The organism is Lysobacter antibioticus HS124 (assembly GCF_000336385.2).
GTDB classification, from domain to species: domain Bacteria; phylum Pseudomonadota; class Gammaproteobacteria; order Xanthomonadales; family Xanthomonadaceae; genus Lysobacter; species Lysobacter firmicutimachus.
The window spans coordinates 37401-63823 of sequence record NZ_HG424442.1 but is presented as its reverse complement, the minus strand read 5'-3'; the positions used below and the strand labels follow the sequence as shown (position 1 = coordinate 63823).

Here is a 26423-nt window from a genome sequence, read left to right as displayed (position 1 = left end):
GCCGTCGATCTTCATCGGAACTCCAGGCGGTGCGGGGCCGGCGGACATGATCGCCGATCCCGCCGGCGCGCGCCGTGGCCGCGGCGGCCGGACGACACAAGGCCCGCGCGTGGCGGGCCTTGTGTCGTCGCGGCGGTCGCCCGATCGGCGGGATCGGGCGCGCAGGATCAAATCCGCACCATCGCACGCTGGCGTTGGCGCAGCAGGCTCAGGGTCAGCACCGCGGCGAGCAGGGCGGTGGTGACGACGAAGATGCCGATGCCCAGGTAGCCGCCGCTGATGCCGCCGGCGAGCGCGGCGCTGCCGGCCTTGTTGGGGATGAAGCTGGCCGCGAGCATGCCGGTGTAATGCATGCCGCACACCGCCACGCCCATGACCAGGGCGCTGCCGAGCATCTGGCCCCAGCCGCGCAGGTTGAACGCCAGCCACAGGGCGACGATCGAGGCGACCACGGCGATCGCCGCCGAAGCCAGCACCAGGTTGGTGTTGTAGACGGTGTCGGCCGGCATCAGCATCGCCGCCATGCCGGCGTAATGCATGCCGGTCACGCCCAGGCCCATCAGCACGCCGCCGAGGATCAGCTTGCCCCAGTTGAACAGGCCGCTGCCGGCGATGGCCAGGCCGGCCATGCACGAGACCACCGCGATGATCGCCGAGCCGACCGTGATCGGCAGGTCGTAGGTCACCGCCACGTCCATCTTGCAGGCGAGCATGGCGATGAAATGCATGGCCCAGATCGCGCCGCCGCCCATCGCGATGCCGGCGGCGGTCACCGCGCGCCAGCGTTGTCCCGGCGTGGTCGCGCTCGGGATCGCGATCGCCAGCTGCAAGGCGGTGAACGAGCCCAGCACCGACACGACATAGGACAGGACGACGAGGAACGGGTCATGGATGCACTGGATGGCGTGATCGATCGGCATGGCGGAACCCCCTGGTGGGTTGTCTGGCTAGGGGCCGCGCCGGCGCCTTCCCCGCGCCGTAGCGGCAATGCGGCTCCGGCGGTCGACCGGAGTGTCCGTAGCGCCACGGCCGTCCGCGCCGTGGCCGACCGGTGTCGGACCGGTCAGGCCTGGAACTCGAACCGGCACGCCTCCGCGCCGGTGTTGCGGCATTGGCTTTCCACCACCCGCACGCCGTCGGCGCCGTGCTGGCCTTCCAGCAGGCCGCCGAGCATGCCGCGCAGGAAGTGGCAGCATTCGCCGCTTTCGCCGCGATGGCAGAAGGGGCTGTTGCGGATCCGCAGGGCGTCGTCCTGCAGTTCGGCCTGGACCAGCTGGCGCATCGCCGGCAAAGCGATGCGCCGCACCGAGTCGTGCAGCGGCAGTTGTCCGCCCAGCGCGTAGTCGCGTTTGTAGACCCAGGCGCCGACGCGCTGGCCGATGTAGCGCAGGGTCGCTTCGCGCTGGCTCGGCGGCAGCTCGCGTTCCAGCGCCACCAACTGCAGCAGGATGTTGGGGTAGTTGCGCGCCAGCTGCGGCAGCAGGGTCTCCACCCGCTGGGTATCGATCGGCGCCGCGGTCGCCTGGGCCGGCGCGGCTGCGGCGGCCGGCGCAGCGGCGGGCGGCGGGATGTTCGGCGCGCTGGCCGCGCCGTTGCTGCGCACCGGTGCCGGCGCTGCGGCCGCGCCGTTGCCGCCCTCGTAGGCCGAGGCCTCGAAGCTCTGCACCAGGTGATGCGTTCCCAGGCGTTCTTCCAGCACCAGCAAGGACTCGGCCGGGCCGCGCACGACCATGCTCAGGACCACGCCCTCCTCGCTGTTGAGCATGCGTTGGCGCAGCAGGGTGAAACCGTTGGCGATCACCACCTGTCCCAGCGCGAGCAGCAGCCCGTCGCGCCGGTCGGACACCACGCGGAATTCGACATCCACCATGTGTAACTCCCCTGGCCTGTGCATGTTCCTGAAGACGCTCGCTGTCCGAGCGGCGCGTCATGACAGGGACTGGCGCGCGATGGCGCAGCGTGCCAGCTGCGTTCACAAAAAACGCAAACCAAGATCACAGATGAAGGGAGTTTTTCCGCGTTTTATGCGGCCGTACGCGTCCGTAGAAAACGCTGCCGCATAACAAACGCGAAACCGTTCGCGAACCGGTCAGGAGGCGTCGGCGAACCAGGCGGACGCCAATCCCAGATCGACATTGCCGCCGGACACGATCAGCCCGACCCGGCGTCCGGCGAAGCGTTCGCGCTGGGCCAGGACCACCGCCAGCGGCACCGCGCCGGAGGGCTCGACCACCAGCTTCATGCGTTCCCAGATCAGCCGCATCGCCGCGATCACCTGGGCGTCGTCGACCAGCAGGATCTCGCGCACGTGCCGGCTCAGGATAGGAAAGGTGAGCGTGCCCAGCTCGGCGCGCAGGCCGTCGCAGATCGTGTCCGGGGTGCGGCCGGTGATCCTGCGCCCTTCGCGCAGCGAATCGTGCGCATCGCGGGCGCCTTGCGGTTCGGCGCCGTAGACCTCGATCGCCGGATCGACGCCGTGCGCCGCGATCGCGGTGCCGGACAGCAATCCGCCACCGCTGACCGGGGCGATCACCGCGTCCAGCTGCGGTGCATGGCCGAGCAGTTCCAGGGTCGCGGTGCCCTGGCCGGCGATCACCTTGGGATCGTTGAACGGATGCACCAGCACCCCGCCGGTGTCGGCCAGCACCTGGGCGGTGACCGCGTCGCGCGAGGATTGCAGCGGCTCGCAGGGCACGATGCGCGCGCCGTAGGCGCGGATCGCGGCGAGCTTGACCTGCGGCGTGTTGTGCGGCGCGACCACGGTCGCGGTGGTGCCGCGCAGGCGCGCGGCCAGCGCGATCGCGCCGCCGTGATTGCCCGAGCTTTGAGTGACGATGCCGCGTGCGGCGTCTTCGTCGCTGAGGGCGAACACCGCATTGCAGGCGCCGCGGAACTTGAACGCGCCGCCGCGCTGCAGGTTCTCGCATTTGAAGTGCAGCTCGCAGCCGGCCAATTCGTCGATCGCGCGCGAGCGCAGCACCGGCGTGGCGTGCGCGTGCGGCGCGATGCGCGCGGCGGCGGCGAGGATGTCGGCGAATTCCGGCGCGGCCGGGGCGAGGGCGGCATCGGCCGCGGGGGAGACGGTCAGGTCGTTCATGGCCCAAGCGTAGCGCAGGGGCGGCGAACGCAGCGTGCGGGGCGTGGCGGGTGCGTCGGGACGGCTGCGAAGTGTGTGCCGGGTCCGGCGCCGGGCCCGGCGGAGGATCAATCGTGGCGCAGGGCGGCGATCGGGTCCAGGCGCGCCGCCTGGCGCGCGGGGTAGACGCCGAAGGCCAGGCCGACGGCGGCGCAGAACAGCGCCGAGGACAGCACCGGCAGCGGCGCCCAGGCCACCTGCCAGCCGGCGAAGAAGGCGATCAGATAGGCCAGCGCGATGCCGAACAGCAATCCCAGCGCGGCGCCGGCGACGCAGATCACCGTGGCCTCGCGCAGGAACTGCGCGATCACGTCGCGCCGGCGCGCGCCGAGCGCCCGCAACAAGCCGATCTCGCGCCGGCGTTCGAGCACGTTGGCGAGCATGATGTTCATGATGCCGATGCCGCCGACCAGCAGGCTGACGCCGGCGATCGCCCCCATCACCACGCGGAAGATGCGCTGGGTCTTCTGGTGCTGCTGGAACAACTGCTGCGGCACCACCAGGCGGAAATCGGCCATGCCGGCGTGGCGCTGGGTCAGCACGGTCGACAGCACGCGCGCGCCGGCGGCGAGTTGCGACGGATCGCGCAGGCGCAGCAGGAAGCGGTCGACTTCGTCCTCTTGCGGCTGGAAGCGGAAGCGCGCGCGGGCGCTGGCCAGCGGCAGGTAGACGCGGTTGCTCTCCAGTCCCAACTGCACGCCTTCGAACTGGTCCTTGCTCAGGTCGCGGTCGGCCAGCACGCCGACCACTTCCAGCCAGACGTGATTGACCTTGAGCAACTGCCCGATCGGGTCCATGCCGGGAAACAGATCCGCCGCGGCCTGATGGCCGAGCACCGCGACCGCGGCCAGGCGCTGGTCGTCCTGGGCGCCGAGGGCGCGTCCGCGGGCGATGCGCAGCGAGGACAGGGCGAAGTAGTCCGGGCTCACGCCGCTGGTCTGGGCGTCGCTGCGGCCGTAGTCGCTGAACACCGAATGGGTGCGCACCGGCTTTTCCGCGGCGTAGCGTTCGGCGCCGGGCACCACCGCCAACGCGGCGTCGGCGTCGGCCAGGCTCAGGCCGAGGCTGCGCGCGCGGGTCTCGCGCAGGCTGTTTTCGTCCTGGGCCTTGGCTTCGGCGATGAGATTGTTGAGGCCTAGGCTCTCGACCAGACGCAGCGCTTCGCGCCGGCTGCCTTCGCCGACCGCCTGCATGGCGACGATGGCGCCGACGCCGAAGATCAGGCCGAGCAGGGTCAGCAGCGTGCGCAGGCGTCGCCGCCACAGCTCCTCGACCGCCTCGCGCCAGATCGGCGGCAACGCCTTCAACAGTGCGCTCATGGGTGGGCCTGGCGCGGACTGCGCGCCGCCGCGGCGGGAGCGTCGGCGGCCGTACTGGCCGGCGCCGCGTCGCCGCCGGCATCCGTGTCGTCGTCGCCGGCTCCGTCGTGACCGGCGACCGCGCCGGCCGCGGCCAGCAGCACTTCGTCGCCGTCGCGCAAGCCGGACAGCACCTGCGACCGCGCCGGCCCGCGCGCGCCCAGGCGCACCTCGCGGCGCAGGAAGTCGCCGCCCTGGCGCACCCTGACGTACTCCTTGCCGGCATCGCCCTCGATGGCGACGTTGGCGACGCTGAGCGTACGCGGCGCGTCGAACAGAATCACCCGCGCGCGCAGGCGTTGTCCCGGCACCAGCTTGTAGCGCGCGATCGCTTCGGCCGGGATCGGCGCCTTCATCGACAGATACTTCACCGGACTTTCCTGGCTGCGGACCTTGGCCGCACTGGCGACCCACGACAGCTTGGCGACGATGCGCTGCTCGGGGCGGCCGACCGGCGCCATCTCGACCGCGTCGCCGACCTCGACCCCCTGCGCCTCGATCTGCGGCAGGCTCAGTTCCAGTTCCATCGCCGAGGCGTCGGGCAGGCTGCCGTAGTCGAAGCCGGCGCGCAGGGTGGCGCCGACGCTGGGCTTGTCGCCGGACCAGTTGGCGCTGAGCATCAGCACGCCGTCGTTGGGCGCGCGCAGTTCCAGCGCGTCCAGGTCGGCCTGGCGCGCTTTGGCGGTGATGTCGAAGGTCGCGCGTTGCGCATCGAGCACCGCCAGCTCGGCGCCGCCTCGCACGCCGGCCTGGTCGCGCTGCCATTCCAAGGTGTCGCGCTTGGCGTGCAGGAAGCGTGCGTCCTCGACCGCGTCCAGCACCTCGTTGCGCGCCATCGTGCTCAAGTCGGCGCCGGCGTAGCGCTCGGCGATGCCCAGTTGCACCGCGACCTGGGCCAGGTCGACCGCGACCTTGCTTTGCGCGGTGTCGAGATCGCCCTGCTTGGCCGCGCGGGCGAGTTCGTTGCGCTGCAGGTCGATCAGGGTCTGGGCCAGTTCCTGTTGGCCTTGCGCAGCGGAAAAACGCGCGATCAGGTCGCCGCGCTTGACCGCGCTGCCCTCCGGCAACATCCACTCCAGTTGCCGCGCCGACCAATTGCGCCCGGGCACCTGCAAGGGCGTGGCTTTGGCCGGCTTGAGCTCGCCTTCGCCGGCGACACTGAGCCGCAGCGGCGCCGCGGCCACGATTTCGGTCGCCGCCGGGGCCTGCTCGGCGGTGCAACCGGTCGTCGATGCGACGCCCAAGCCGCCGGCCAGCGCCAGGCTCGCTGCCGCGACGGCGCGCAATCGAAGCCGGTACGCGCTCATGGCCGCGCGCTCCGCGTCGGCGCCGGAATCTCGACCCGCACCGCCTGGCCCGGACGCAACGGCGCGCGCGGATCGTCCAGGCGTACGTCCAGGTCCAGCACCGGCACCGGCTGTACTTGCGATTTGCTGCGCACCGCGCGTCCGACCGACTCGATCCGTCCGCGCAGCACGCTGCCGGCGCCGCCTTCGACCACGATCCGCACCGGCGCGCCGACCGCGACGCGCTGCAGCTCGCGCTCGGGCAGTTCGGCGCGCACCGCCAGCGTGCTCATGTCGGGAATCTCGGCCACCGTCTGGCCGACCCAGGCCTGCGAGCCGACGTCGTACTTTTCGCCTTCCCAATTGCTTCGGTGCATCATCAATCCGTCGCGCGGCGCGCGCACTTCCAGCGCCGCCAGCGAGCGCTGCAGGCGGTCGACGTCGGCCTGCAGCTGCGCGCGCTCGGCGGCGAGCAGGCGCCGCTCCTGCCGGCGTTGCTCGGCGGACAAGGTTTCGCGGCGCTGCGCCAGGGCCAGCTTGCGCTCGGCCTGGCTGCGTGCGATCAGCAGCTTGCGGTACTCGATGCCGGCGATCAGCTCGGCCGGTTGCTGGGTCTTGCGTTGCGCCTTGTCGAGCGCGGCGCGCGCCTCGTCGGTGGCCAGGCGTTCGGTGCGCTCGCGCTCGGCCAGTTCCAGGTCGAGTTTGTCCAGCTCGACCTGCTTTTCCTTGAGCCGGCTGCGCTTCTCCACAAGCTGCTTGACCACCTCGTTGCTGTCGAAGGCGATCACCGGCTGGCCGCGCTTGACCGGCGCGCCGTCGGGGGCGAGCTGGGTGATGTTGAACTGCCACATGCGCTCGACCGTCGGCGGCATCAGCGCCGACGTGCGGCGTGCATAGACTTCGCCGTCCACGCGCAACGGCGCGGCCGCGGCCGCGGCCGCGGTGGCGCCGGCGGCCAGCGCCAAGGCGAGGAAGCCGCGGCGCGGATTCATCGCGCCGCTCCGGGTGCGGCCAGGGGGCTGACCCGCACGCTCATGCCCGGCAGCAACTTGAGCGCATGCCGTTCGGGCAGGGCGATGTCGACGCTGAAGTAACGGCCTTCGCCCCATTCGGGTTTGCGGTCGGGTGCGCCGGCGATCGCGGTGATGCGTCCCTGCAGGCGTTGCCGCGGCAGAGCGTCGAAGGCCAGTTGCACCGGCTGGCCGACGCGCAAGCCGCGCCGGTCCGGCTCCAGCGCCCAGGCGCGGATTTGCATGCCGCTGCCGCCGCTGGCGATCTCGCCGGCTTTGCTGCCGGGCATGGTGGAGCTGCCTTCGTCGATGCGGCCACCGCTCCAACTGGTATTGAACCCGTGCAGGACGATGCCGTCGCGTTCGGCGCGCACCTCCGACTGGCGCAGCAGCAGGGCGTAGTAGTCGCGTTGGCCGCTCAGCTTGGCCAGCTCTAACCGCGCGTCCTCGCTCCGGCGCGCATGGGCGGCGCGCGCGGCGGCGAGTTGCTCGCGCTTGAGCTTGAGCTCGCGGGTGGTCTTGTCCAATTCGCCCTGATGGCGGTCGTAGTCGAGCTGCGAGATCAGGCCGCGCGGAATCGCCGCTTCGATCCTGGCGGTGGCCAGCGCGGCCTCGGCGTCGGCCAGCGCGACTTCGGCGTCGACCGTCTTGACCTCAAGTTCGACCAATTCCTTGGCGGCCTTGGCCCGGGTCTGTTCGAGCTTGGCGTCGAGCTCGGGAATCTGGGTGCCGGCCTGGCCGGGGTCGATGCGCAGCACCACTTCGCCGGCCTTGACCGCCTGGCCTTCGGGTACGAAGTAGCGGATCGTCACCGGCGCGGTGCTGGATTGCGGGGTGTAGATCGGCTGCGCGCCGACCGAGCGCACCTCGCCGGTCAGCACGGCCGCCGCCGCCGGCGCGCAGGCCAGCAGCGCCAGCGCCGCGGCGCCGTAGCGATCAGGCCGCCGAGTCATGTTCGATCCTGCCGTCGTGCAGACGCACCTCGCGCGGCGCGCGCGCGGCGAGGTCGCGGTCGTGGGTCACCAGCACCACGGTCTGGCCGCCGGCATGGACTTCGCCGATCAGGTCGAGCACGTCGGCGGCGCTTTTCGAGTCCAGGTTGCCGGTGGGCTCGTCGGCGAGCAGCAGCGCCGGCTGCAGCAGCAGGGCGCGGGCGATCGCCGCGCGTTGTTGCTGGCCGCCGGATAGCTCGCTGGGCCGATGCCCGCTGCGCGCGCCCAGGCCGACCCGGTCGAGCAAGTGCCGCGCCCGCTGCGCACTGTCGGCCGGCGGCGCGCGATGGAAGCGCAGCGGCAGCAGCACGTTCTCCAGCACGCTCAGCCGCGGCAGCAGATGGAAGCTTTGGAACACGAAGCCGATGCGGCGGTTGCGGATGTCGCTGGCGGCTTCGTCGTCGAGCGCGGCGACGTCGCGGCCTTCGATCAGATAGCGGCCGCGGGTGGGGCGGTCGAGGCAGCCGAGGATGTTGAGCAGGCTGGACTTGCCCGAGCCGGAGGCGCCGGTGATGGCGACGAATTCGCCGGCTTCGATGCTCAGGTCCACCCCATCCAATGCGTTTACCGCCTGCCCATTCATCTCGTAGCGACGATGGACCGCTTCCAATTCGATCATCGAGAACTGCCGGGCCAAAGATGAGGTGGTGCGCGACGGCGCCGCTCCCGGCGCCGCGATACAGGACCGGCCGCAGACGCGGAAGGTTCCCGCCGGCGGATCGCCTCCGCGCATCGCGCGGACGGGCCGGTCGACCGTGGCGGCAATCTACCTCAAGCCCAGGGGCGCGCGGCAAGTGTGCCGATCGCGGCCGCGCGCGGCACGGCCGCGCCATGCGAATCTGTGAGCCCGTACCGGAATTCGCGCCCGGCCGCGGCTAGTTTGGATCTCATCGTGCGCCGATCCGGTCACGGAACGACGCCGGAGTGCGGTTGGCTATACTCCGGGCGACGCGCCACGATGGCCCAAGCGAACCCACGGCGCGGTATTCCGTCGACGCCCAATAAAACAGGGGATGCATCATGCTCCGCAAATTATCGGTATGCCTGCTCGCGGTCCTGCTCGTCGGATGCATACCGCCCCGCCTCGACCCGACCATGGTGTCGGCCCCCAACGCCCAGGCCACGGCCGACGCCCAGGCCGCGGGCTGAACCGTACAGGCCGGGCCGGGCCGAATTAAGCCCGAGTTCAAAACGCCGGATCGAAGCTGGACCCCTGATACCGGGGGTCCGACATGATTCGCAAACTGCTATTGCCCTTGCTCGCAACCGCCCTGCTGGCGGGCTGCGTCACCGACTATTCCCTGCGCGGCGGCAGCGGCGGCGGTTCGTATTACTACGGCCGCCCGAGCGTCGATTATCGCTACTACGGCGCGCCGTACGGCTACGGCTATTACCCCTACGGCTACGGCAGCTCGTACTACCGCTACGGCGGCTACTACGGCAATCCCTACCGTTACGGCGGTTATGGCTATCCCTACGGCTATTACCCGTCGCCGTATCCGCGCCACTACTACCCGAACCGTCCGCACCGCCCGCCGACCACCCGGCCGTCGCTGCCGGACCATCCGCGCGGCATTCCGTGGCGCGACGCGCGTACGGACCGCGGCCAGCGCTGGAGCGGCCCGGGCCCCAGCGGCATCCCGCAACCGAGCAGCATCCCGCAGCCGCGGCCGCAGCCGTCGAGCCCGCCCGCCAGCGGCCGGCGCGGCGTGCCCTGGCGCGAGGTCCAACGCTGAACGGAGCCCTGCCGGGGTGCACGGTCGTGCGCCCCGGCACTGCAAAGTGGAACGGTGCGCACTTGCGTTCAGGCCGAAGTGACCGCAATCTACCGCTACTGACCGCTTACGTCGTATTTGGACGTTTTCGGTAAGCAAGACTTCTATGTCGGCGCCTGGCGAGGAATCACGGATCCCCCCTGTTCCGTCCCCGTCAGGCGTCGGCGCCCATTCCCCCGCAAGCCGGGGACACAGCCAAAGCGCACGCATCGGCGTGCGCTTTTGCTTTATGCGATTCAAGGACTTGCGCGTCGCGAGCGACTCGGCGGCGGCGGCCTCGCAGTGGCGGCGATGGCGCAGCGAGCGCGCCGCGCGCGCAAAAAACGCGCAATAAAAAAGGGGCCGAATGTCCCCCGACATTCGGCCCCCCGGCTTCCCCCGCGAGCGCTTGGCCAGCCCCTGTTCCAATTCCAGCCGGCGTCTAGCGCCTGCCCCGCAAGGTGCACTTCTATCCCAAGCATGAAGTGTGCCAACTCTGGGTGAAGCCCCGGGCCGCGCGCCTGGCCTAAAATTGCGACCGGGTCGTCCGCGGGCGACGACCGCAGCCACGACGACGATGCGATGAGCGACTCCTTCTACCAATACGACGTGATCGTGGTCGGCGGCGGCCACGCCGGCACCGAGGCCGCGCTGGCCGCGGCGCGTGCCGGCGCGCGCACGCTGCTGTTGACCCATTCGGTGGAGACGGTCGGCGCGATGAGCTGCAACCCGGCCATCGGCGGCATCGGCAAGGGCCATCTGGTCAAGGAGATCGACGCCCTCGGCGGGATCATGGGCCGCGCCGCCGACGCCGCCGGCATCCAGTGGCGCCGGCTCAACGCCAGCAAGGGCCCGGCGGTGCGCGCCACCCGCTGCCAGGCCGACCGCGCCCTGTACCGCAGCTTCATCCGCCGAGCGGTCGAGGCCCAGCCCGGCCTGACCCTGTTCCAGGCCGCGGTCGACGACATCGCATTCGACGCCGGCCGGGTGGTCGGCGTGCTGACCCAGACCGGCCTGCGCTTCCGCGCGCCGGCGGTGGTGCTGACCGCCGGCACCTTCCTCGCCGGCAAGGTCCATGTCGGCCAGACCACCTACGCCGCCGGCCGCGCCGGCGATCCGCCCGCGGTGGCCCTGGCGGCACGGCTGCGCGAAGGCCCGTTCGTGGTCGACCGGCTCAAGACCGGCACCCCGCCGCGCATCGACGGCCGCAGCCTGGACTACTCGGTGATGGAGGAGCAGCCGGGCGACGATCCGCGTCCGGTCATGTCCTTCCTCGGCACGCGTGCCGACCATCCGCGTCAGGTGTCGTGCTGGATCACCCACACCAGCGAGCGCACCCACGAGATCATCCGCGGCGCGCTCGACCGCTCGCCGCTGTACACCGGCCAGATCGAAGGCATCGGCCCGCGTTATTGCCCCTCGATCGAGGACAAGGTGGTGCGCTTCGCCGAGAAGGCCAGCCACCAGATCTTCGTCGAGCCCGAGGGCCTGGACGTGGCCGAGATCTACCCGAACGGGATCTCGACCTCGCTGCCGTTCGACGTGCAGTTGGACCTGGTGCGCTCGATTCGCGGCTTCGAGCGCGCCCACATCACCCGCCCGGGCTACGCCATCGAATACGACTTCTTCGATCCGCGCGGGCTCAAGAGCACGCTGGAGACCAAGTCGGTCGCCGGGCTGTTCTTCGCCGGCCAGATCAACGGCACCACCGGCTACGAAGAAGCCGCCGCGCAGGGCCTGTTGGCCGGCGTCAACGCCGCCGGCTTCGTGCTCGGCCGCGAAGGCTGGAGCCCGCGCCGCGACGAGGCCTACCTGGGCGTGCTGGTCGACGATCTGATCACCCACGGCACCAGCGAGCCGTACCGCATGTTCACCTCGCGCGCCGAGTACCGGCTGCAACTGCGCGAGGACAACGCCGACCTGCGCCTGACCCCGTTCGGGCGCGAGCTGGGCCTGGTCGACGACGCGCGCTGGGACGCGTTCGCGCGCAAGCGCGAGGCGATCGAGCGCGAGACCGCGCGCCTGGGCGCGATCTGGGCGGCGCCGAACAATGCGCTGGGGCGCGAGATCGCGCAGGCGCTCGGGGTCGAGGTCAGCCGCGAAAGCAGCGCGCGCGATCTGCTCAAGCGCCCCGAACTGGACTACGCCAAGCTGATGCAGGTGGCCTCGCTGGGGCCGGCGGTGGCCGACGACGAGGTCGCCGAGCAGGTGGAGATCGGGGTGAAGTACGCCGGTTACCTGGACCGCCAGCGCGACGAGATCGAGCGTCAGCAGCGCAACGAGAGCACGCCGATTCCGGACGGCTTCGACTACGCCGCGGTGCGCGGCCTGTCGGCGGAAGTGCAGCAGAAGCTGGATCGGGTGCGCCCGCAGACCGTCGGCCAGGCGCAGCGCATTCCCGGCATGACCCCGGCGGCGATTTCGCTGTTGCTGGTGCACCTGGCCCGAGCGCGGCGTACGCGAGTGGCTTGAGGGCGGGGATTAGGGAGCCGGGATTGGGGATTGGTTGAAGCGGAGCCGGGCTTGGCGAGGGCTTCGCTGCTGCGGGTTCGCCGCGTTGCGCGACTCAGGCAAATCCCCCAGCGCAGGCCGTGCGTCCGCATGCCGGGCCAGCGCGAGCGCCAGCCGCTTTTTTTCAAAGGGCGAACTGGCGCGCTCCGTCGAAGAGGCGAAACGGTATGGCTAACGGCTAACGGCTAACAGCCAACGGCCGGTCGCTCGCGGCCAAGCACCGATCGTCGACCGCCAACGGCAACCAAGCGCCCAGGCCAGCGGCTGACGGACAACGCAACGCGCTGCCAACGTCGGCGTCGCCGTGCCGCGGCATGTCTGCACGAGCGACGATGCTTGGCGTTGCACTTCCCCCCGTTGAAGACGGGGGATTCGTTCCTGCTCGTGCTGCGCGTTCCCGGCCTCAGTACAAGCGCCGCTCGCTCTTGCTCGGCGGCGACCACTGATACAGCCAGGTCTCGCTCAGCGCCCCGCTGGCGTCGCGCAGGAACAGGCGCAGATCGATCTGCTCGGTCGAGTCGTCCGGCGGCACCGCATCGAACATCGCCCGGTAGCCGCCGATCTCGTGCAGGGGCCGGCACGACACCGTTTCCAGTCGGCCGCCGCGGCCGATCTGCACCACCGGTTCGACGCTGGCGTTGCGCTTGGCCAACTCGGCCAGGCGGCCGCCGGCGAAGTCGACCGCGAAGCGCCAGGAAAAGTAATCGCGCTTGAAGCCGATGCGCCCGCCCAGACCGGTGCGGGTGGCGACGCAGCGCGCCAGGGGCGGCGTCGCCGGCGGTTGCGCGCCCCAGTACAGGCGATAGCCGTACAGCAGTTCCTGCCCAGGCTGCGGCTTCTCGCGCGGGTTCCAGAACGCGACGATGTTGTCGAAGGATTCGTCGACGGTCGGGATCTCGACCAACTGCACCGACCCGGCGCCCCAAGCCTGCTTGGGCTCGACCCACAGGCAGGGGCGCTTCTCGTAGAACACGCCGTCGTCCTGGTAATGATCGAAGTTGCGGTCGCGCTGCAGCAGGCCGAAACCGCGCGGGTTTTCGTCGGCGAACATGTTGAAGCGCAGTCGCTCGGGATTGCACAGCGGCCGCCAGATCCACTCGCCGCGGCCGGTCCACATCGCCAGGCCGTCGGTGTCGTGGATTTCCGGACGCCAGTCCCAGTCCATGCGGCGGTCGTTCTCGCCGACCTGGTACATGCTGGTGCACGGGCCCAGGCCCATGCGCTCGATGGTCTTGCGCGGATACAGCGCGCAGTCGATGTCCATCAGCAACACCTCGCCCGGGGTGATCGCGAAGCGATAGGCGCCGGCGATGCTGGGCGAGTCGAGCAGGGCGTAGACGATCAGCGTGTCCGAGCCCGGGGCGGGGCGCTCCAGCCAGAACGCGGTGAAGTCCGGGAATTCCTCGGGCCGGCCGGTGCCGGTGTCGATCGCCAGCCCGCGCGCGGACTGGCCGTACTGGCCTTCGCCGCCGACCGCGCGGAAATAGCTGGCGCCGAGGAAGGCGGCGAAATCGCGGTCCGGGTCGCGACGGGTGTTGAGGCGGAAGCCGGCGAAGCCCAGGTCGGCCGGCAGCGGCTTGCCGTCCAGGCCGCTGCGGCGGCGATCGAACATCGTCGGGTCGTAGCCGATCTCGCGCGCCTGGCCGTCGGCGACTTCGTACATGCGCACCGCCGACTTGAAGAACAGGCCGAGGTGGAAGAACTGGGCCAGGAACTTGCCGTCGTCCGCGCCCCACAAGGCATGGTCGCGCTGGAAGCGGATCGACTGGTACTGGTCCCAGTCCATCGCCGCCACCGGCGCCGGCAGGGTCGCGTTGCGGGCGACGTAAGCGCGCTCGGCCAGGGCCCGGGCCTGGCCCTTGAGCGCGGCGAAATCGAACGGTTGCGGCGGACCCAGCCGGGCCGAGGGCGCAGCGAAGGCCAACAGGGGCAGCGGCAGGCCGGCGGCGGCGAGAGCGCCGGCGGCGCGCTTGAGGAACTGGCGTCGGATCATGGGGCAGGCGACGTCGTGGCAACGGGACGCAGCATGCTAGCCAATCCCGCTGCGGCGATGGTTATGCGGGCGTTGAGAGCGGGGCATCCCGAGCCAATGGGCTTGAAGGGCCGGCCGTTCTTGCGCGAAGGGGGCAGGGACGTCGATGGCTTGCGACCGCTCCGACGATCGCTTCCGGCGCACGCTCCGCGTCGGCGATCGCAGGACGTGCGACGCCAAGAGGGCCGGGGCGGCCGCCCGGCGCCGCGAAAACCGGGTCCCGCGCCGCGGCAAAAACCGCTCGCGACCGAAGCCTCTAGAATATCGCCATGCTTCGACTCACCGACCTCCGACTGCCGCTGGACCATCCGACCAGCGCGCTCACCGACGCCATCCTCGCCCGCCTGGGCATCGCCGCGGCCGAACTGAGCGGCTACACCGTCGCCAAGCGCAGCTACGACGCGCGCAAGCGCGGCGGCATCGAGCTGATCTACTCGATCGACGTCGATACGCCGCGCGAGGCCGAGATCCTGCAGCGCGAACACGCCGCCGCGGCCGGGCCGTCCCCAGGCCCGCGCCAAGGCGCGGCCGGCGCCGACAAGGTCAAGGTCCTGCCGACGCCCGACACCGAATACAAGTTCGTCGCCCGCGCGCCGGCCTCGCTGCCGCTGCGGCCGATCGTGATCGGCATGGGCCCCTGCGGCCTGTTCGCCGGCCTGGTGCTGGCGCAGATGGGCTTCCGCCCGATCATCCTGGAACGCGGCAAGGCGGTGCGCGAGCGCACCGTCGACACCTTCGGCCTGTGGCGCAAGCGCGTGCTCAACCCGGAGTCGAACGTGCAGTTCGGCGAAGGCGGCGCCGGCACCTTTTCCGACGGCAAGCTCTACAGCCAGATCAGCGACAAGCAGCACCACGGCCGCAAGGTGCTGACCGAGTTCGTCAAGGCCGGCGCGCCGGAGGAAATCCTCTACGTCAGCAAGCCGCACATCGGCACCTTCCGCCTGGTGTCGATGGTCGAGAACATGCGCGAGACCATCCAATCGCTCGGCGGCGAGATCCGCTTCTCGCAGCGGGTCGACGACGTGCTGATCGAAGACGGGCAACTGCGTGGGGTGCAGCTCGCCGACGGCACGCAACTGCGCGCCGACCACGTGGTGTTCGCGCTCGGCCACAGCGCGCGCGATACCTTCGCCATGCTGCACGCGCGCGGCGTGTACATGGAGGCCAAGCCGTTCTCGATCGGATTCCGCATCGAGCACCCGCAATCGCTGATCGATCGCGCCCGCTTCGGGCCGCAGGCCGGCCACGAGATCCTCGGCGCGGCCGACTACAAGCTGGTCCATCACTGCCGCAACGGCCGCTCGGTGTACAGCTTCTGCATGTGCCCCGGCGGGACCGTGGTCGCGGCCGCGAGCGAGCCCGGGCGGGTGGTCACCAACGGCATGAGCCAATACTCGCGCAACGAACGCAACGCCAATGCGGCGATCGTGGTCGGGATCACGCCCGAGGACTATCGCGCCTACGACGACACCGCCGACCCAGGCGGCAGCCCGCTGGCCGGCATCGCCCTGCAGCGGCATTGGGAGGCGCAGGCCTTCGCCCTGGGCGGCGGCGAATACGAAGCGCCGGGGCAGACCGTCGGCGACTTTCTCGCCGGCCGGCCCTCCACCGCGCTCGGCGCGGTGCAGCCGTCGTACACGCCGGGCGTGCGCCTGACCGACCTGGGCAACTCGCTGCCCGAGTACGCGATCGCGGCGATCCGCGAAGCGCTGCCGGCGTTCGACAAGCAGATCAAGGGCTTCGCGATGCCCGATGCGATGTTGACCGGCGTCGAAACGCGCACGTCCTCGCCGGTGCGCATCGCCCGCGGCCCCGACGGCCACAGCCTCAATACCCGCGGCCTGTTCCCGGCCGGCGAAGGCGCGGGCTACGCCGGCGGCATCCTGTCGGCGGCGGTGGACGGGATCAAGACCGCCGAAGCGGTGGCGTTGAGCATTCTGGCGGGAGTGGCGCGCGGCTGAGGCCGCGCCCAGGCTCGAGCGGGCGTCGCCGGCGGCGCTGCCGCCGGGCCCTTCCAGTTCGCCCGGCTCCGCAGATCGGAGCGTCCGGCCGGAATGACCGCTGGGCTCCCGCCTTCGCGGGATCGACGCTGGATGGGCTTGATCGCATCGCGGCGAACCCGTCATGCCGGCGCAGACAGGGCATCCAGAGACTTCAGCGCCATGCTGGGATGAAGTCTCGATGTCCCGCCTTCGCGGGCACGACCGCAGGAGGCTCGCCTTGCGCCCTCGTTGCGCATGCCGTGTGCGCGATCGGGCCAAGCACGGCCCGGTCGGCGCGGTCATGCCGAATGGCAGGGGGCAGGGCGGGTGCGATGGGTAGGATGCGGGATCGTCTTCGTGCCACCGGACTCGCCATGCCCCGACTCGCCGCCGCCGCCTTGCCGCTGTTGATCGCCTCGGCCCTCGCCCCGGTTCCGTTCCCGACCGCCGCGCAAACTGCGCCGTCGACGGCGGCGGCCGCTGCCGACGTCATGCGCCTGGACGTCGACGCCAGCGACCTGTCGCGGCGCGTGCTGCACGCGCGCCAGCGCATTTCGGTACGGGCGGGCGCGCTGACCCTGCTGTATCCGCAATGGATCCAAGGCAACCATTCGCCGACCGGGCCGATCGAGAAGCTGGCCGGCCTGCGCATCCGCGGCAACGGCCAGGCCATCGCCTGGCAGCGCGATCCGCTCGACGTGTACGCGTTCAAGCTGGTCGTGCCCGAGGGCGTGAACGAGCTGGAGTTGAGCTTCGACGTGCTGACCCCGACCGCCGGCAACCAGGGCCGAGTGGTGATGACGCCGGACGTGCTCAACCTGCAGTGGAACCAGGTCGCGCTGTACCCGGCCGGCGTGCCGGCGCGCACGATCGAGGTCGCGCCGAGCCTGACCCTGCCGGCCGGCTGGCAGGCCGGCACCGCGCTCGAGCTGGAAGCGCGCGACGGCGACCGCCTGCGCTACCGCACGGTACCGCTGCATACCCTGCTGGATTCGCCGGTGTTCGCCGGCCGCCATTTCAAGCAGTTCGATCTGGCGCCGGGGGCCAAGATTCCGGTGCGGCTCAACGTGGTCGCCGACGCGGCCAAGTATCTGGAAGCCAAACCCGAACAGCTCAAGCCGCATCGCGAGCTGGTGGTGCAGGCCGGGCGTCTGTTCGGTTCGCAGCCCTACGATCGCTACGATTTCCTGTTGTCGTTGTCGGGCCAGCTCAGCGGCATCGGCCTGGAGCACCACCGCTCCAGCGAGAACGGCGTCGACACCGACTATTTCACCGGTTGGGATGGCGGCAGTGCGACCGGCCGCGACTTGCTCGCGCACGAATTCGTCCACGCCTGGAACGGCAAGTCGCGGCGCCCGGCCGGGCTGGTGGTCGACAACTTCAACCAGCCCTTGAACGACGAGCTGCTGTGGGTCTACGAAGGCCAGACCCAGTACTGGGGCTATGTGCTCGCCGCGCGCTCGGGCCTGTGGAAGCAGGAGTTCGCCCGCGACGCGCTGGCCCAGGTGGTGGCGCGCTACGCGCACGATCGGCCGGGCCTGGCCTGGCGCTCGCTGCAGGACACCACCTACGACCCGGTGATCGCCCAGCGCCGGCCCAAGCCCTACGGCAGTTACCAGCTCAGCGAGGACTACTACAGCGGCGGCCAACTGGTCTGGCTCGCGGTCGACGCCAAGCTGCGCGAACTCAGCGGCGACAAGCGTTCTCTCGACGATTTCGCGCGCGCCTTTTTCGGCGGCGAGAACGGCGACTACCGGGTCCGGCCGTACGCGTTCGAGGACGTGGTCGCGGCCTTGAACGGCGTCGTCGCGTTCGATTGGGCCGGCTTCCTGCGCGCGCGCCTGGACGCCCATGCGCCGCCGCTCGACGGCCTGGCCGCGAGCGGCTGGAAACTGAGTTTCGCCGACACCCCGAGCGAGTACCAGAAGCTCGCCGAGGGCGAACGCAAGGCGACCGACCTGACTTATTCGCTGGGCATGAGCGTGGCCAACAGCGACGCCAACGTGGTCTCGGTGCGCTGGGACGGGCCGGCGTTCAATGCCGGCATCGCTCCGGGCAGCCACCTGCTCGCGGTCAACGGCTATGCCGCCAACGGCGAACGGCTCAAGGACGCGGTGACCGCGGCCAAGGACGGCAAGCCGATCGAGTTGATCGTCAAGAACGCCGATGTGGTGCGCACGGTGCGGATCGATTACCGCGAAGGCCTGAAGTACCCGCGGCTGGAGCGCGTCCCCGGTACGCCGGATCGCCTGGGCAAGATCTTCGCGCCGAAGTGAACGGCGCCCGGCATGGCGACCTGCCGCGGGTCGCCGTCTCCCGACGCGCCGGGCTTGTCCGCGATCTGTCCTCGGTTCGGCGCTACAGTTCGGCGCGACAGTCGCGGCGGCCCCGGCCCACGCCGCGCGCGTCCGCTTCGGTTGCCGCGACCGGCCCGCAGATAACGCTTCCGCCGCACCGCCACGACCGGCGCACGCCGCCGACGTCGCCCCTTCCTCTTCGGATGCTCCCGCCATGTACGGACTGATCGGAAAAATGACCGCCGTCGCCGGCCAGCGCGACGCGCTGACGGCGATCCTGCTCGACGGCATCGAGGCGATGCCGGGTTGCCTCAGCTATGTCGTCGCGCGCGATCCCAAGGACGCCGATGCAATCTGGATCACCGAAGTCTGGGACAGCGCCGACAGCCACCGCGCCTCGTTGGCGTTGCCGCAGGTGCAGGCGGCGATCGCCCGGGCCCGGCCGCTGATCGCCGGCTTCGATTCGCACATCGAAACCGAACCGGTCGGCGGCCATGGGTGGGCGCCGACCGGTTAACGCCGGTGCGCCGCGTGTGGTTGCCGATGCCGGCGAATGCACCGGCACTGGGGTAGGAACGGCGCAAGCCGCGGCCGCGAAACCGCAGCGACGAGGCCGGCGCGGTTCGCGAACGCAGGCTCGCGGGAGCGTCCCGCGCTGCGCGAGCGCGATCTTTCAATCCGCATCGCCTTCGGCTGCCGCGACGGCATCGCGGCGTCGCCACAACATGCTGCGCAACACCCCGTCGCGTCGGATCAGTCCGTGATGCAGGGCCGCGCCGAGGTGCAGCAGCACCAGCGCGAACAGCGCATAGGCCAGAGTCCGATGCAGCCAACGCAGCGTCGCGAACCCGCTCGGGTCGAACGGCGCGATCGGCGGCAGCCGCCAGCCGCCGCCGAGCTCGACCGGGTACCCGCCGGCCGACAGCATCGCCCAGCCGATCAGCGGCATCGCCAGCATCAATGCGTACAGCAGCCAGTGCGAAGCCTGCGCCGCCAGCCGTTGCGCCGCGCCGAGTTCGCGCGGCAACGGCGGCGGCCGGCGCCACAGCCGCAGCGCCAGGCGCAACACCGCCAGCGCCAGGATCGCGATCCCCAGCGGCTTGTGCAGCGCCAACAGCCAGGCGTGCCGCTCCGACACGCTCGCCACCATGCCCGCGCCGACGAACAGCATGGCCAGGATCATGATCGCCATCAGCCAGTGCAGCACGCGCGCCGGCCACCAGAACATCGTCTCGTCGCGGTTCATCGTGCGCTCTCCTTGGGCGGACGGCCGCCGGCGCGCGCTTCCTCGAGGGTGCGGCGGCGATAGGACTCGGCATAGGCGGCCGAGCGCGCCGGCAGCAGCGGATCGGCCGAGGCGACGATGCCGTCGGGCAGCACCAGCGGGTCGTAATTGATGTCGCGGCATTCGCCGCTGTCCTGGTCCTGGGCGCGTTCGATCACCACTGTGCCGGCGTCGATCCGTTGGCGTTGCGCGGGCCAGGGGCGGGTGGCGTCGTCGATCGGATCGCCGGGCGCGGCCAAGGTCGCCCACAGGCGCCAGCGCAGCGGCCCTCGCGCCAGACGGCGCTCGAGCTCGCCGGCGAGCGCGTCGACGTCCTGCGCGCCCAGCGGCGCGGCGGCCGCGCCGTTGTCCGGTTCGACCTGCCAGCGCACCGCGTGGCGCGCGCCGTCGGCGGCGACGAAATAGAACGCGTTGAGGCCGTAGTAGGGTTCGGTCGCGTAGCTGGCCGACGGACGTTGGTCCTTGATCCAGGCGCGGAACGCGGCGGTTTCCGGGTGCGCCTGGAAGAACGCCTTCTGCCGGGCCGGATCGGGCTTGCCGGTGGCCGGATCGGGCGCGGTGGCCTGCAACTGTTCGAAGAAAGCCTGCGGCGTGGCCACCGGAAACACCGGCATGTTGTTCATGCCGGTCCGCCACTGTTGGCCGTCGGCCTGGGTCAGGCGCAGGGCGAAGCTGCGGATCGGCACGCCGCCGTCGGGCGCGTAGGGGTTGCCCCCGGGCAGGGCGAAGCGGCCGACCAGCGGCGTGCGCGCGCCGGCCGCGAACAGCGCGGCGCGCGAGTAGGGCGCCGCCGCGCCGCTGCTGTCGAAGCGGCCGATCACGCACACGCCCTTGGCGTGATTGCGGCGATAGCCCGGATGCGTGCCGCCGTTGGCCTGCAACCGGTCGACCAGGCGATGCGGCGTCAGCCGCTGCGGGTCGAGCGGGCCGGCGACGTAGGCGAAAGCGGTGCCGAGGCCGCCGACCGCGAGCGCGATCAGGGCCCAGCGGGCGAAGGGGAAGGGCGGTCGGGGCGGGGCGAGGGGCTGGTTCATGGCGAAGGCCGTGGCTGCGATACCGGGTAGGACGCGTACGGGCGCGGTTTATTCCCGCCGGGATCGGGGATGCGCGGGGATTGGCCAGGCGCGACGCGGCCCCGGTAGGGGCGGCGCAAGCCGCGGCCGCGTCGCCGCCGTCGGCGACGCTTCGATCCCCGCGCCGTCGGCCGGTCGCGAACGCGGACGTCGCCGGCGCGGCGAGCGCCGCGGGAATACACTGCGCTCGGCGGCGTCCTACGGACGAATCCCTTCCGAACCGGCCCTGCGCCCATGTCCCCGCACGAACTCGATCAGGCCTTGCGCGAACAGCTGCCCTCGCTGCGACGCTTCGCGCGTTGGCTGGCGCGCGACCCGCACGCCGCCGACGACCTGGTCCAGAGCGCGCTCGAACGCGCGATCGCCGGCTGGGGCCAGCGCCGCGACGAAGCCGCGCTGCGGCCGTGGCTGTTCTCGATCCTGTATCGCCAATTCCTCGACGGCCAGCGCCGCGCCCAGCGCTACGCCGGCCTGCTGGCGCGGATCGGGCTGGGCGCGACGGAAAGCCAGCCCTCGGCCGAACGCGAGTTCATGGCGCGTTCGGCGCTGGAAGCGTTGCAGCAGTTGCCGGTGGAGCAACGCAGCCTGCTGCTGTGGGTGTCGGTCGAAGGACTGAGCTATCAGGAGGTGGCCGACATCCTCGAGGTTCCGATCGGCACGGTGATGTCGCGCCTGTCGCGCGCGCGACAGGCGCTGCGCCGGCTCAGCGAAGGCGAGACCGCGGCGCCGCCGTTGAGGCTGTTGAAATGACCATCCCGTCCCGCCGTAACCCGCGCCGCCGCGCTCTGCTTCCGTTTGCGAGTTCCGTATGACGCCCCAAGCCCCCGACGAACACGACCTGCACGCCTACATCGACGGGCGCCTGGACCCCGAGCGCCGCGCCGAGGTCGAGGCCTGGCTGGCGCGCCAACCCGAGCGCCTGGCCGAACTGCAGGCCTGGCAACGCGACGCGCAGCAACTGCGCGCCGGACTCGCCGGCGCCGTGCCGCCCCCCGAGCCCATGCTCGACCCCGCGCGCCTGCGCAACGGTCTCGCGCGCAGGCGCAGCGCGCGCTACGCGGTCGCCGCGTCGGTGCTGCTGAGCCTCGGCGTGGGCGGCATCGGCGGCTGGCAAGCGCGCGAATGGAGCCGCCCTGCGCCGCGGTCGATGATCGCGGCCGCGCCGATGGCCGACGCGATCGCCGCACACCGATTGTTCGCTGCGCGCCGCGATCTGCGCACCGACGCGGCCGGCGGCGAGGTGCAGTCGTGGCTGGATGCGAATTTCCGCGAACCCATGCGCCTGCCCGATCTGAGTGCCGCGGGCTATCGCCCGGTCGGCGCGCGCGCCCTCGCCACCGACCAGGGCCCCGCGGCGCTGGTGCTTTACCAGGGGCCGGCCGGCGCGGCGATCAGCTTCTACATCCGCCCGCCGGGCCCGCGCCATTACCTGCTGCCGCGCGGCGACCGCCGCGACGGCGGCCTGCTGGCCCAGTATTGGTCGCGCGGCGCGTACAACTATGCAATGGTGAGCGACGGAGCGTCGGCGGCGGTCGTCAGGCGGGCGCTCGCCGGCGCCATCTGACGCATTCAGCCAAGGCCACGACGATGATCTCTGCGCACACCCCGGAAACGCGCGACGCGTTCGAAACGTTTTTGCGCTCGCTGGCGGAAGGCTCGGCGACGCAGCAGGACTGGCGCCGCTTCACGATCGCGCAGTATCAAGACCCGGCGCTGGAACTGGCCCGGGTCGCGCTGGTCCGCGCCTCGCAACACCAACCGCAGATGCCGACCGAGTCGGCCAAAGTGCAGGCGCTGGCGGACGAGATCGGCCGCCGCTTCAACGCCTGAGGCATCGCGCGCGTCCGGCGGCCAAAGAAAAAGCCCCGCGAGCGGGGCTTTTTCGCTGCCTGCGGGCTTACGCTGCCTGCACGATCCGCAGCGGATTGCGGAATTCCTTCAGCAGCTCCGCCTCGCGCGCCTTGGCCTTGTGCAGGTGGTCTTCCTTGACGTGGCCGTAGCCGCGGATGTGCTCGGGGATGCTGGCGATTTCCGCGGCCAGGTCGACGTTGCCGCCGTCCAGCGACGACAGCAGGTCGCCGACGGTCTTCTCGTAGTCGGCGATCAGGCGGCGCTCCATCTTGCGCTCTTCGGTGTAGCCGAAGAGGTCGAAGGTGCCGCCGCGCAGCTTGCGCAGCTTGGCCAGCCACTTGAACGCGGTGAACACCCAGGGACCGAACTCCTGCTTGATCAGCCGGCCCTGCGCGTCCTTCTTCGCCAACAGCGGCGGAGCGAGGTGGAACTTGAGCTTGTAGTCGCCGTCGAACTGCTGCTGCAGGCGGCGCTGGAACTCGCCGCTGGTGTACAGGCGCGCGACTTCGTACTCGTCCTTGTAGGCCATCAGCTTGAAGAAGTAGCGCGCCACCGCCTCGGCCAGATCGGTCGAGCCCGGCGCCTTGACCTGCTCGGCCTCGCGCACCTTGGCGACGAAATCGCTGTAGCGCTTGGCGTAGGCGGCGTCCTGGTAGTCGGTGAGGAAGGCGACGCGGCGCGCGATCAGTTCGTCGAGCGAGCGCGACAGGCGCAGGTCGTCGAGCGGCAGGAAGGCGACGCCGTCGCCGTCGGCGGCCTTCGCCGGCACGTGGCGCAGCTCGTCCTCGTTGCGGGTCGCGCGCGGCGCCGAGGTCGCGCCCCATTCGTTGCCCTCCCACTCGCCGGGCTTGAGGTGCGGCAGATCGTGCGGGGTGGCTTCGGCGGCGGTCGGCACCTTGCGGGTGACGCCGGCGGCTTCGGCCACCGCCAGCGGATCGATCGCGGCCAGGCGGCCCCAGGCGAAGGCGGTCTTGTTCATCTCGATTGCCGCGCCGTTGAGCTCGATCGCGCGCATCAGCGCGTCGAAGGCGATCGGCACCAGCGCGCGCTGCCAGGCGTAGCCCAGGATGAACAGGTTGGCGGCGATGGCGTCGCCGAGCAGGGCGGTGGCGAGCTGGGTCGCGTCGACCAGGTGCGGGTCCTGGTCGCCGAGCGCGAGCTTGATCGCGGCGACGATGTCGGTGGCCGGGAACTGCATGTCCGGACGGGTGGTGAAGGTGCCCGGCATCGCCTCGTAGCTGTTGAGCACGACCTGACTGCGGCCGGCGCGGATCTTCGACAGCGCCCAGTAGTCGTTGACCACGACCATGTCGCAGCCCAGCACCAGGTCGGCCTCGCCGGCGGCGATGCGCACGGCGTGGATGTCGTGCGGGGTCTTGGCGATGCGGATGTGGGTGGTCACCGCGCCGCCCTTCTGCGCCAGGCCGGTCTGGTCGAGCACGCTGGCGCCCTTGCCTTCCAGGTGGCCGGCCATGCCGAGCAGGGCGCCGATGGTGACCACGCCGGTGCCGCCGACGCCGGTGATGAGGATGTTCCAGGGCTGGTCCAGCGACGGCAGGACCGGCATCGGCAGATCGGACAAACGGTCCTTGGCCGAGGAACCCTTCTTCTTCTTCAGCCCGCCGCCCTCGACGGTGACGAAGCTGGGACAAAAACCATTCACGCAGGAATAGTCCTTGTTGCAGTTCGACTGGTCGATCTCGCGCTTGCGGCCGAACTCGGTTTCCTTCGGCAACACCGAGACGCAGAACGACTTCTTGCCGCAGTCGCCGCAGCCTTCGCAGACCAGGGTGTTGACCATGACCCGCTTCTGCGGGTCGACCATCTTGCCGCGCTTGCGCCGGCGGCGCTTCTCGGTGGCGCAGGTCTGGTCGTAGATGAGGACGCTGACGCCCTTGGTTTCGCGCAGGCGCTTCTGGATCGCGTCGAGTTCCTTGCGGTCGTGGAATTCGACGTCGCTGGGGAACAGCTCGCGTCGGTTCCACTTGCCGATGTCGTCGGACAGCAGGACGATCGTGTGCACGCCTTCGGAGCGCACCTGGTGGGCGATCTGCGGCACCGACAGGGTGCCGTCGACCGGCTGGCCGCCGGTCATCGCCACCGCGTCGTTGTAGAGGATCTTGTAGGTGATGTTGACGCCGGCGGCGACCGACTGGCGGATCGCCAGCGAGCCGCTGTGGAAATAGGTGCCGTCGCCGAGGTTCTGGAATACGTGCTCGGTCTCGGTGAACGCCGACTGCCCGCACCAGGTCACGCCTTCGCCGCCCATCTGGGTGAAGGTGTCGGTGGCGCGGTCCATCCAGGTGACCATGTAATGGCAACCGATGCCGCCGAGCGCGCGCGAGCCTTCCGGCACCACCGTGGAGGTGTTGTGTGGGCAGCCCGAGCAGTAGTGCGGCACGCGCGGGAACGCGGCGCGCGGCAGCGCCAGTTCGCTTTCCTTCTCCTCCATCCAGCGCAGCACGTTCTGCATCTGCTCGGAGTTGTGGAAGCGCTGGATGCGGCGCGCGATCACGCCGGCGATGCGCGCAGGGGTCAGTTCGCCGGTCGAGGGCAGGATCCACTCGCCGTTCTCGTCGTACTTGCCGACGATCGACGGCCGGCGGCCCTCGTCCCAGTTGTACATCGACTCCTTCATCTGGCTTTCGATGAAGGCGTGCTTCTCCTCGACCACGACGATGTCGTCCAGGCCGCGCGCGAATGCGCGCAGGCCGACCGGCTCCAGCGGCCAGGTCATGCCGACCTTGTACACGCGGATGCCGAGGTCGGCGCAGGCGCGCGCGTCCAGGCCCAGGTACTCCAGCGCCTGCAACACGTCGAGGTAGCTCTTGCCGGTGGTGATGATGCCCAGGCGCGGGTTCGGCGAATCGATCACGATGCGGTCGATCCGGTTCGCGCGCGCGAACGCCTGCGCGGCCTTGACCGCGTACTGGTGCAGGCGCATCTCCTGGTCCATCGGCGGGTCCGGCCAACGGATATTGAGGCCGCCCGGCGGCATCACGAAGTCGTCGGGGGTGACGATCTGCAGCGCCAGCGGATTGACGTCGACCGAGGCCGAGGATTCGACCGTCTCGGCGATGGTCTTGAAGCCGACCCAGCGGCCGGTATAGCGCGACATCGCCCAGCCGATCAGGCCCATGTCGAGGATGTCCTGCACCCCGGCCGGATTGAGGATCGGCATCATCGCGCTGGTGAACTCGCCCTCCGAGCCGTGCGGCAGGGTCGAGGAGCGGCAGGCGTGGTCGTCGGCGGCCAGCGCCAGCACGCCGCCGTACTTGCTGGTGCCGGCGGCGTTGGCGTGCTTGAACACGTCGCCGGTGCGGTCCACGCCCGGGCCCTTGCCGTACCACATGCCGTACACGCCTTCGACCTTGGCGCCCGGGAACAGGTTGGTCTGCTGGGTGCCCCAGACCATGGTCGCGCCCAGGTCCTCGTTGAGGCCCGGGGTGAACTTCACCCCGGCCGCCTCCAGATGCTTGCGCGCGCGCCACAGTTCCAGGTCGAAGCCGCCCAGCGGCGAGCCGCGGTAGCCGGAGATGAAGCCGGCGGTGTTCAGCCCCGCGGCCTGGTCGCGCAGCCGCTGCATCAGCGGCAGGCGCACCAGCGCCTGCACGCCGGACAGATAGATGCGGCCTTCCTGACGGGTGTACTTGTGCTCCAGGGTGTAATCCGGATCGAGTACGGAGTTGGTCAGTTCGGTGTTCGCCGAGGACGGCGAGCTGAGTTCTGCGGTGCTGGTCATGGCGGGCTCTCGCGGCGGTGCCGCGGGTTGGCTGGCGGGGCGGGGCGGCGTCCGGCGGGACGGCGGTGGCGCGCCGAGGCCCGAACAAAGACTCGGAATTATAGCCTTTGTGCC

At 70.7% G+C, this 26423-nt stretch carries 20 protein-coding genes; 8 read left to right on the top strand and 12 right to left on the bottom strand.

Features of this window, described 5'->3' with window-relative positions; genetic code table 11:
• Window positions 1–167 precede the first annotated feature (167 nt).
• The 8 genes from TX83_RS00650 to TX83_RS00615 all read right to left on the bottom strand — a co-directional run bounded on the left by TX83_RS00650 (window position 168) and on the right by TX83_RS00615 (window position 8401).
• Window positions 168–920, bottom strand: coding sequence for an MHYT domain-containing protein (locus TX83_RS00650; RefSeq protein WP_064745978.1), 753 nt, complete (start codon window positions 918–920; stop codon window positions 168–170).
• 143 nt (window positions 921–1063) lie between these two features.
• Window positions 1064–1870 carry a V4R domain-containing protein gene (locus TX83_RS00645; RefSeq protein WP_064745977.1) on the bottom strand — a complete coding sequence of 269 codons (807 nt, stop codon included), beginning with the start codon at window positions 1868–1870 and terminating at the stop codon, window positions 1064–1066.
• A gap of 219 nt (window positions 1871–2089) precedes the next feature.
• Window positions 2090–3097 carry a pyridoxal-phosphate dependent enzyme gene (locus tag TX83_RS00640; protein ID WP_064745976.1) on the bottom strand — a complete coding sequence of 336 codons (1008 nt, stop codon included), beginning with the start codon at window positions 3095–3097 and terminating at the stop codon, window positions 2090–2092.
• 107 nt (window positions 3098–3204) lie between these two features.
• On the bottom strand, window positions 3205–4455 hold the full coding sequence (locus tag TX83_RS00635; protein WP_064745975.1) for an ABC transporter permease: 1251 nt from the start codon (window positions 4453–4455) through the stop codon (window positions 3205–3207).
• Entirely contained in the window at window positions 4452–5801 is a 1350-nt protein-coding gene (locus TX83_RS00630; RefSeq protein WP_186442480.1) for an efflux RND transporter periplasmic adaptor subunit, read from the bottom strand. The genes TX83_RS00635 and TX83_RS00630 overlap by 4 nt, the downstream gene beginning before the upstream one ends.
• On the bottom strand, window positions 5798–6772 hold the full coding sequence (locus TX83_RS00625; protein ID WP_064745973.1) for an HlyD family secretion protein: 975 nt from the start codon (window positions 6770–6772) through the stop codon (window positions 5798–5800). The genes TX83_RS00630 and TX83_RS00625 overlap by 4 nt, the downstream gene beginning before the upstream one ends.
• Window positions 6769–7743, bottom strand: coding sequence for an HlyD family secretion protein (locus TX83_RS00620; protein ID WP_064745972.1), 975 nt, complete (start codon window positions 7741–7743; stop codon window positions 6769–6771). The genes TX83_RS00625 and TX83_RS00620 overlap by 4 nt, the downstream gene beginning before the upstream one ends.
• A complete protein-coding gene (locus TX83_RS00615) occupies window positions 7727–8401 on the bottom strand; it encodes an ABC transporter ATP-binding protein (RefSeq protein WP_064745971.1) in 675 nt (224 codons plus the stop codon). Before TX83_RS00615 ends, TX83_RS00620 begins: the two co-directional genes overlap by 17 nt.
• Window positions 8402–9014: 613 nt before the next feature.
• Here TX83_RS00615 and TX83_RS00610 point away from each other — a divergent pair.
• Window positions 9015–9518, top strand: coding sequence for a hypothetical protein (locus TX83_RS00610; RefSeq protein ID WP_064745970.1), 504 nt, complete (start codon window positions 9015–9017; stop codon window positions 9516–9518).
• Between the two features lie 600 nt (window positions 9519–10118).
• A complete protein-coding gene (mnmG, locus tag TX83_RS00605; RefSeq protein WP_064745969.1) occupies window positions 10119–12008 on the top strand; it encodes a tRNA uridine-5-carboxymethylaminomethyl(34) synthesis enzyme MnmG in 1890 nt (629 codons plus the stop codon).
• 442 nt (window positions 12009–12450) lie between these two features.
• Here mnmG and TX83_RS00600 read toward each other — a convergent pair whose 3' ends face one another.
• On the bottom strand, window positions 12451–14040 hold the full coding sequence (locus tag TX83_RS00600) for a glucan biosynthesis protein (protein WP_064745968.1): 1590 nt from the start codon (window positions 14038–14040) through the stop codon (window positions 12451–12453).
• Between the two features lie 308 nt (window positions 14041–14348).
• Between TX83_RS00600 and TX83_RS00595 the strand changes: the two genes are divergently transcribed.
• From TX83_RS00595 to TX83_RS00585, 3 genes are all read left to right on the top strand, one after another.
• Complete coding sequence (locus tag TX83_RS00595; protein ID WP_064745967.1) at window positions 14349–16040, top strand: NAD(P)/FAD-dependent oxidoreductase; 1692 nt, start codon at window positions 14349–14351, stop codon at window positions 16038–16040.
• Window positions 16041–16435: 395 nt separating this feature from the next.
• Window positions 16436–18337, top strand: a complete 1902-nt coding sequence (locus TX83_RS00590; protein WP_064745966.1) for a M61 family metallopeptidase — start codon at window positions 16436–16438, stop codon at window positions 18335–18337.
• 235 nt (window positions 18338–18572) lie between these two features.
• Window positions 18573–18875: a putative quinol monooxygenase gene (locus tag TX83_RS00585; RefSeq protein ID WP_064745965.1), complete on the top strand. Its 303-nt coding sequence runs from the start codon at window positions 18573–18575 to the stop codon at window positions 18873–18875.
• A 156-nt stretch (window positions 18876–19031) separates the two neighbouring features.
• Here the strand turns inward: TX83_RS00585 and TX83_RS00580 are convergent, their stop codons facing one another.
• Both TX83_RS00580 and TX83_RS00575 read right to left on the bottom strand, forming a co-directional pair.
• Complete coding sequence (locus TX83_RS00580) at window positions 19032–19604, bottom strand: cytochrome b (protein ID WP_064745964.1); 573 nt, start codon at window positions 19602–19604, stop codon at window positions 19032–19034.
• The gene (locus TX83_RS00575; RefSeq protein WP_064745963.1) at window positions 19601–20677 is read right to left on the bottom strand and encodes a catalase family peroxidase; all 1077 of its coding nucleotides are present in this window, start codon (window positions 20675–20677) and stop codon (window positions 19601–19603) included. The genes TX83_RS00580 and TX83_RS00575 overlap by 4 nt, the downstream gene beginning before the upstream one ends.
• Window positions 20678–20950: 273 nt before the next feature.
• On the opposite strand from TX83_RS00575, the gene TX83_RS00570 reads away from it, so the two are divergent.
• Genes TX83_RS00570 through TX83_RS00560 form a run of 3 tightly spaced genes read left to right on the top strand, consistent with a single transcriptional unit; the run spans window position 20951 to window position 22546 of the window.
• Window positions 20951–21466 carry a sigma-70 family RNA polymerase sigma factor gene (locus TX83_RS00570; protein WP_064745962.1) on the top strand — a complete coding sequence of 172 codons (516 nt, stop codon included), beginning with the start codon at window positions 20951–20953 and terminating at the stop codon, window positions 21464–21466.
• Between the two features lie 58 nt (window positions 21467–21524).
• Window positions 21525–22280, top strand: coding sequence for an anti-sigma factor family protein (locus TX83_RS00565; protein ID WP_064745961.1), 756 nt, complete (start codon window positions 21525–21527; stop codon window positions 22278–22280).
• A gap of 23 nt (window positions 22281–22303) precedes the next feature.
• On the top strand, window positions 22304–22546 hold the full coding sequence (locus tag TX83_RS00560) for a hypothetical protein (protein ID WP_064745960.1): 243 nt from the start codon (window positions 22304–22306) through the stop codon (window positions 22544–22546).
• Window positions 22547–22613: 67 nt separating this feature from the next.
• On the opposite strand, the gene TX83_RS00555 is transcribed toward TX83_RS00560, so the two are convergent.
• Complete coding sequence (locus tag TX83_RS00555) at window positions 22614–26309, bottom strand: indolepyruvate ferredoxin oxidoreductase family protein (protein WP_064745959.1); 3696 nt, start codon at window positions 26307–26309, stop codon at window positions 22614–22616.
• Between the last annotated feature and the right edge of the window lie 114 nt (window positions 26310–26423).

What these genes read in the sequence shown, in the direction of transcription:
- TX83_RS00650 (WP_064745978.1), bottom strand. Translation starts at nt 920, where the DNA reads ATGCCGATCGATCACGCCATCCAGTGCATCCATGACCCGTTCCTCGTC.
- TX83_RS00645 (WP_064745977.1), bottom strand. Translation starts at nt 1,870, where the DNA reads ATGGTGGATGTCGAATTCCGCGTGGTGTCCGACCGGCGCGACGGGCTG.
- TX83_RS00640 (WP_064745976.1), bottom strand. Translation starts at nt 3,097, where the DNA reads ATGAACGACCTGACCGTCTCCCCCGCGGCCGATGCCGCCCTCGCCCCG.
- TX83_RS00635 (WP_064745975.1), bottom strand. Translation starts at nt 4,455, where the DNA reads ATGAGCGCACTGTTGAAGGCGTTGCCGCCGATCTGGCGCGAGGCGGTC.
- TX83_RS00630 (WP_186442480.1), bottom strand. Translation starts at nt 5,801, where the DNA reads ATGAGCGCGTACCGGCTTCGATTGCGCGCCGTCGCGGCAGCGAGCCTG.
- TX83_RS00625 (WP_064745973.1), bottom strand. Translation starts at nt 6,772, where the DNA reads ATGAATCCGCGCCGCGGCTTCCTCGCCTTGGCGCTGGCCGCCGGCGCC.
- TX83_RS00620 (WP_064745972.1), bottom strand. Translation starts at nt 7,743, where the DNA reads ATGACTCGGCGGCCTGATCGCTACGGCGCCGCGGCGCTGGCGCTGCTG.
- TX83_RS00615 (WP_064745971.1), bottom strand. Translation starts at nt 8,401, where the DNA reads ATGATCGAATTGGAAGCGGTCCATCGTCGCTACGAGATGAATGGGCAG.
- TX83_RS00610 (WP_064745970.1), top strand. Translation starts at nt 9,015, where the DNA reads ATGATTCGCAAACTGCTATTGCCCTTGCTCGCAACCGCCCTGCTGGCG.
- mnmG (WP_064745969.1), top strand. Translation starts at nt 10,119, where the DNA reads ATGAGCGACTCCTTCTACCAATACGACGTGATCGTGGTCGGCGGCGGC.
- TX83_RS00600 (WP_064745968.1), bottom strand. Translation starts at nt 14,040, where the DNA reads ATGATCCGACGCCAGTTCCTCAAGCGCGCCGCCGGCGCTCTCGCCGCC.
- TX83_RS00595 (WP_064745967.1), top strand. Translation starts at nt 14,349, where the DNA reads ATGCTTCGACTCACCGACCTCCGACTGCCGCTGGACCATCCGACCAGC.
- TX83_RS00590 (WP_064745966.1), top strand. Translation starts at nt 16,436, where the DNA reads ATGCCCCGACTCGCCGCCGCCGCCTTGCCGCTGTTGATCGCCTCGGCC.
- TX83_RS00585 (WP_064745965.1), top strand. Translation starts at nt 18,573, where the DNA reads ATGTACGGACTGATCGGAAAAATGACCGCCGTCGCCGGCCAGCGCGAC.
- TX83_RS00580 (WP_064745964.1), bottom strand. Translation starts at nt 19,604, where the DNA reads ATGAACCGCGACGAGACGATGTTCTGGTGGCCGGCGCGCGTGCTGCAC.
- TX83_RS00575 (WP_064745963.1), bottom strand. Translation starts at nt 20,677, where the DNA reads ATGAACCAGCCCCTCGCCCCGCCCCGACCGCCCTTCCCCTTCGCCCGC.
- TX83_RS00570 (WP_064745962.1), top strand. Translation starts at nt 20,951, where the DNA reads ATGTCCCCGCACGAACTCGATCAGGCCTTGCGCGAACAGCTGCCCTCG.
- TX83_RS00565 (WP_064745961.1), top strand. Translation starts at nt 21,525, where the DNA reads ATGACGCCCCAAGCCCCCGACGAACACGACCTGCACGCCTACATCGAC.
- TX83_RS00560 (WP_064745960.1), top strand. Translation starts at nt 22,304, where the DNA reads ATGATCTCTGCGCACACCCCGGAAACGCGCGACGCGTTCGAAACGTTT.
- TX83_RS00555 (WP_064745959.1), bottom strand. Translation starts at nt 26,309, where the DNA reads ATGACCAGCACCGCAGAACTCAGCTCGCCGTCCTCGGCGAACACCGAA.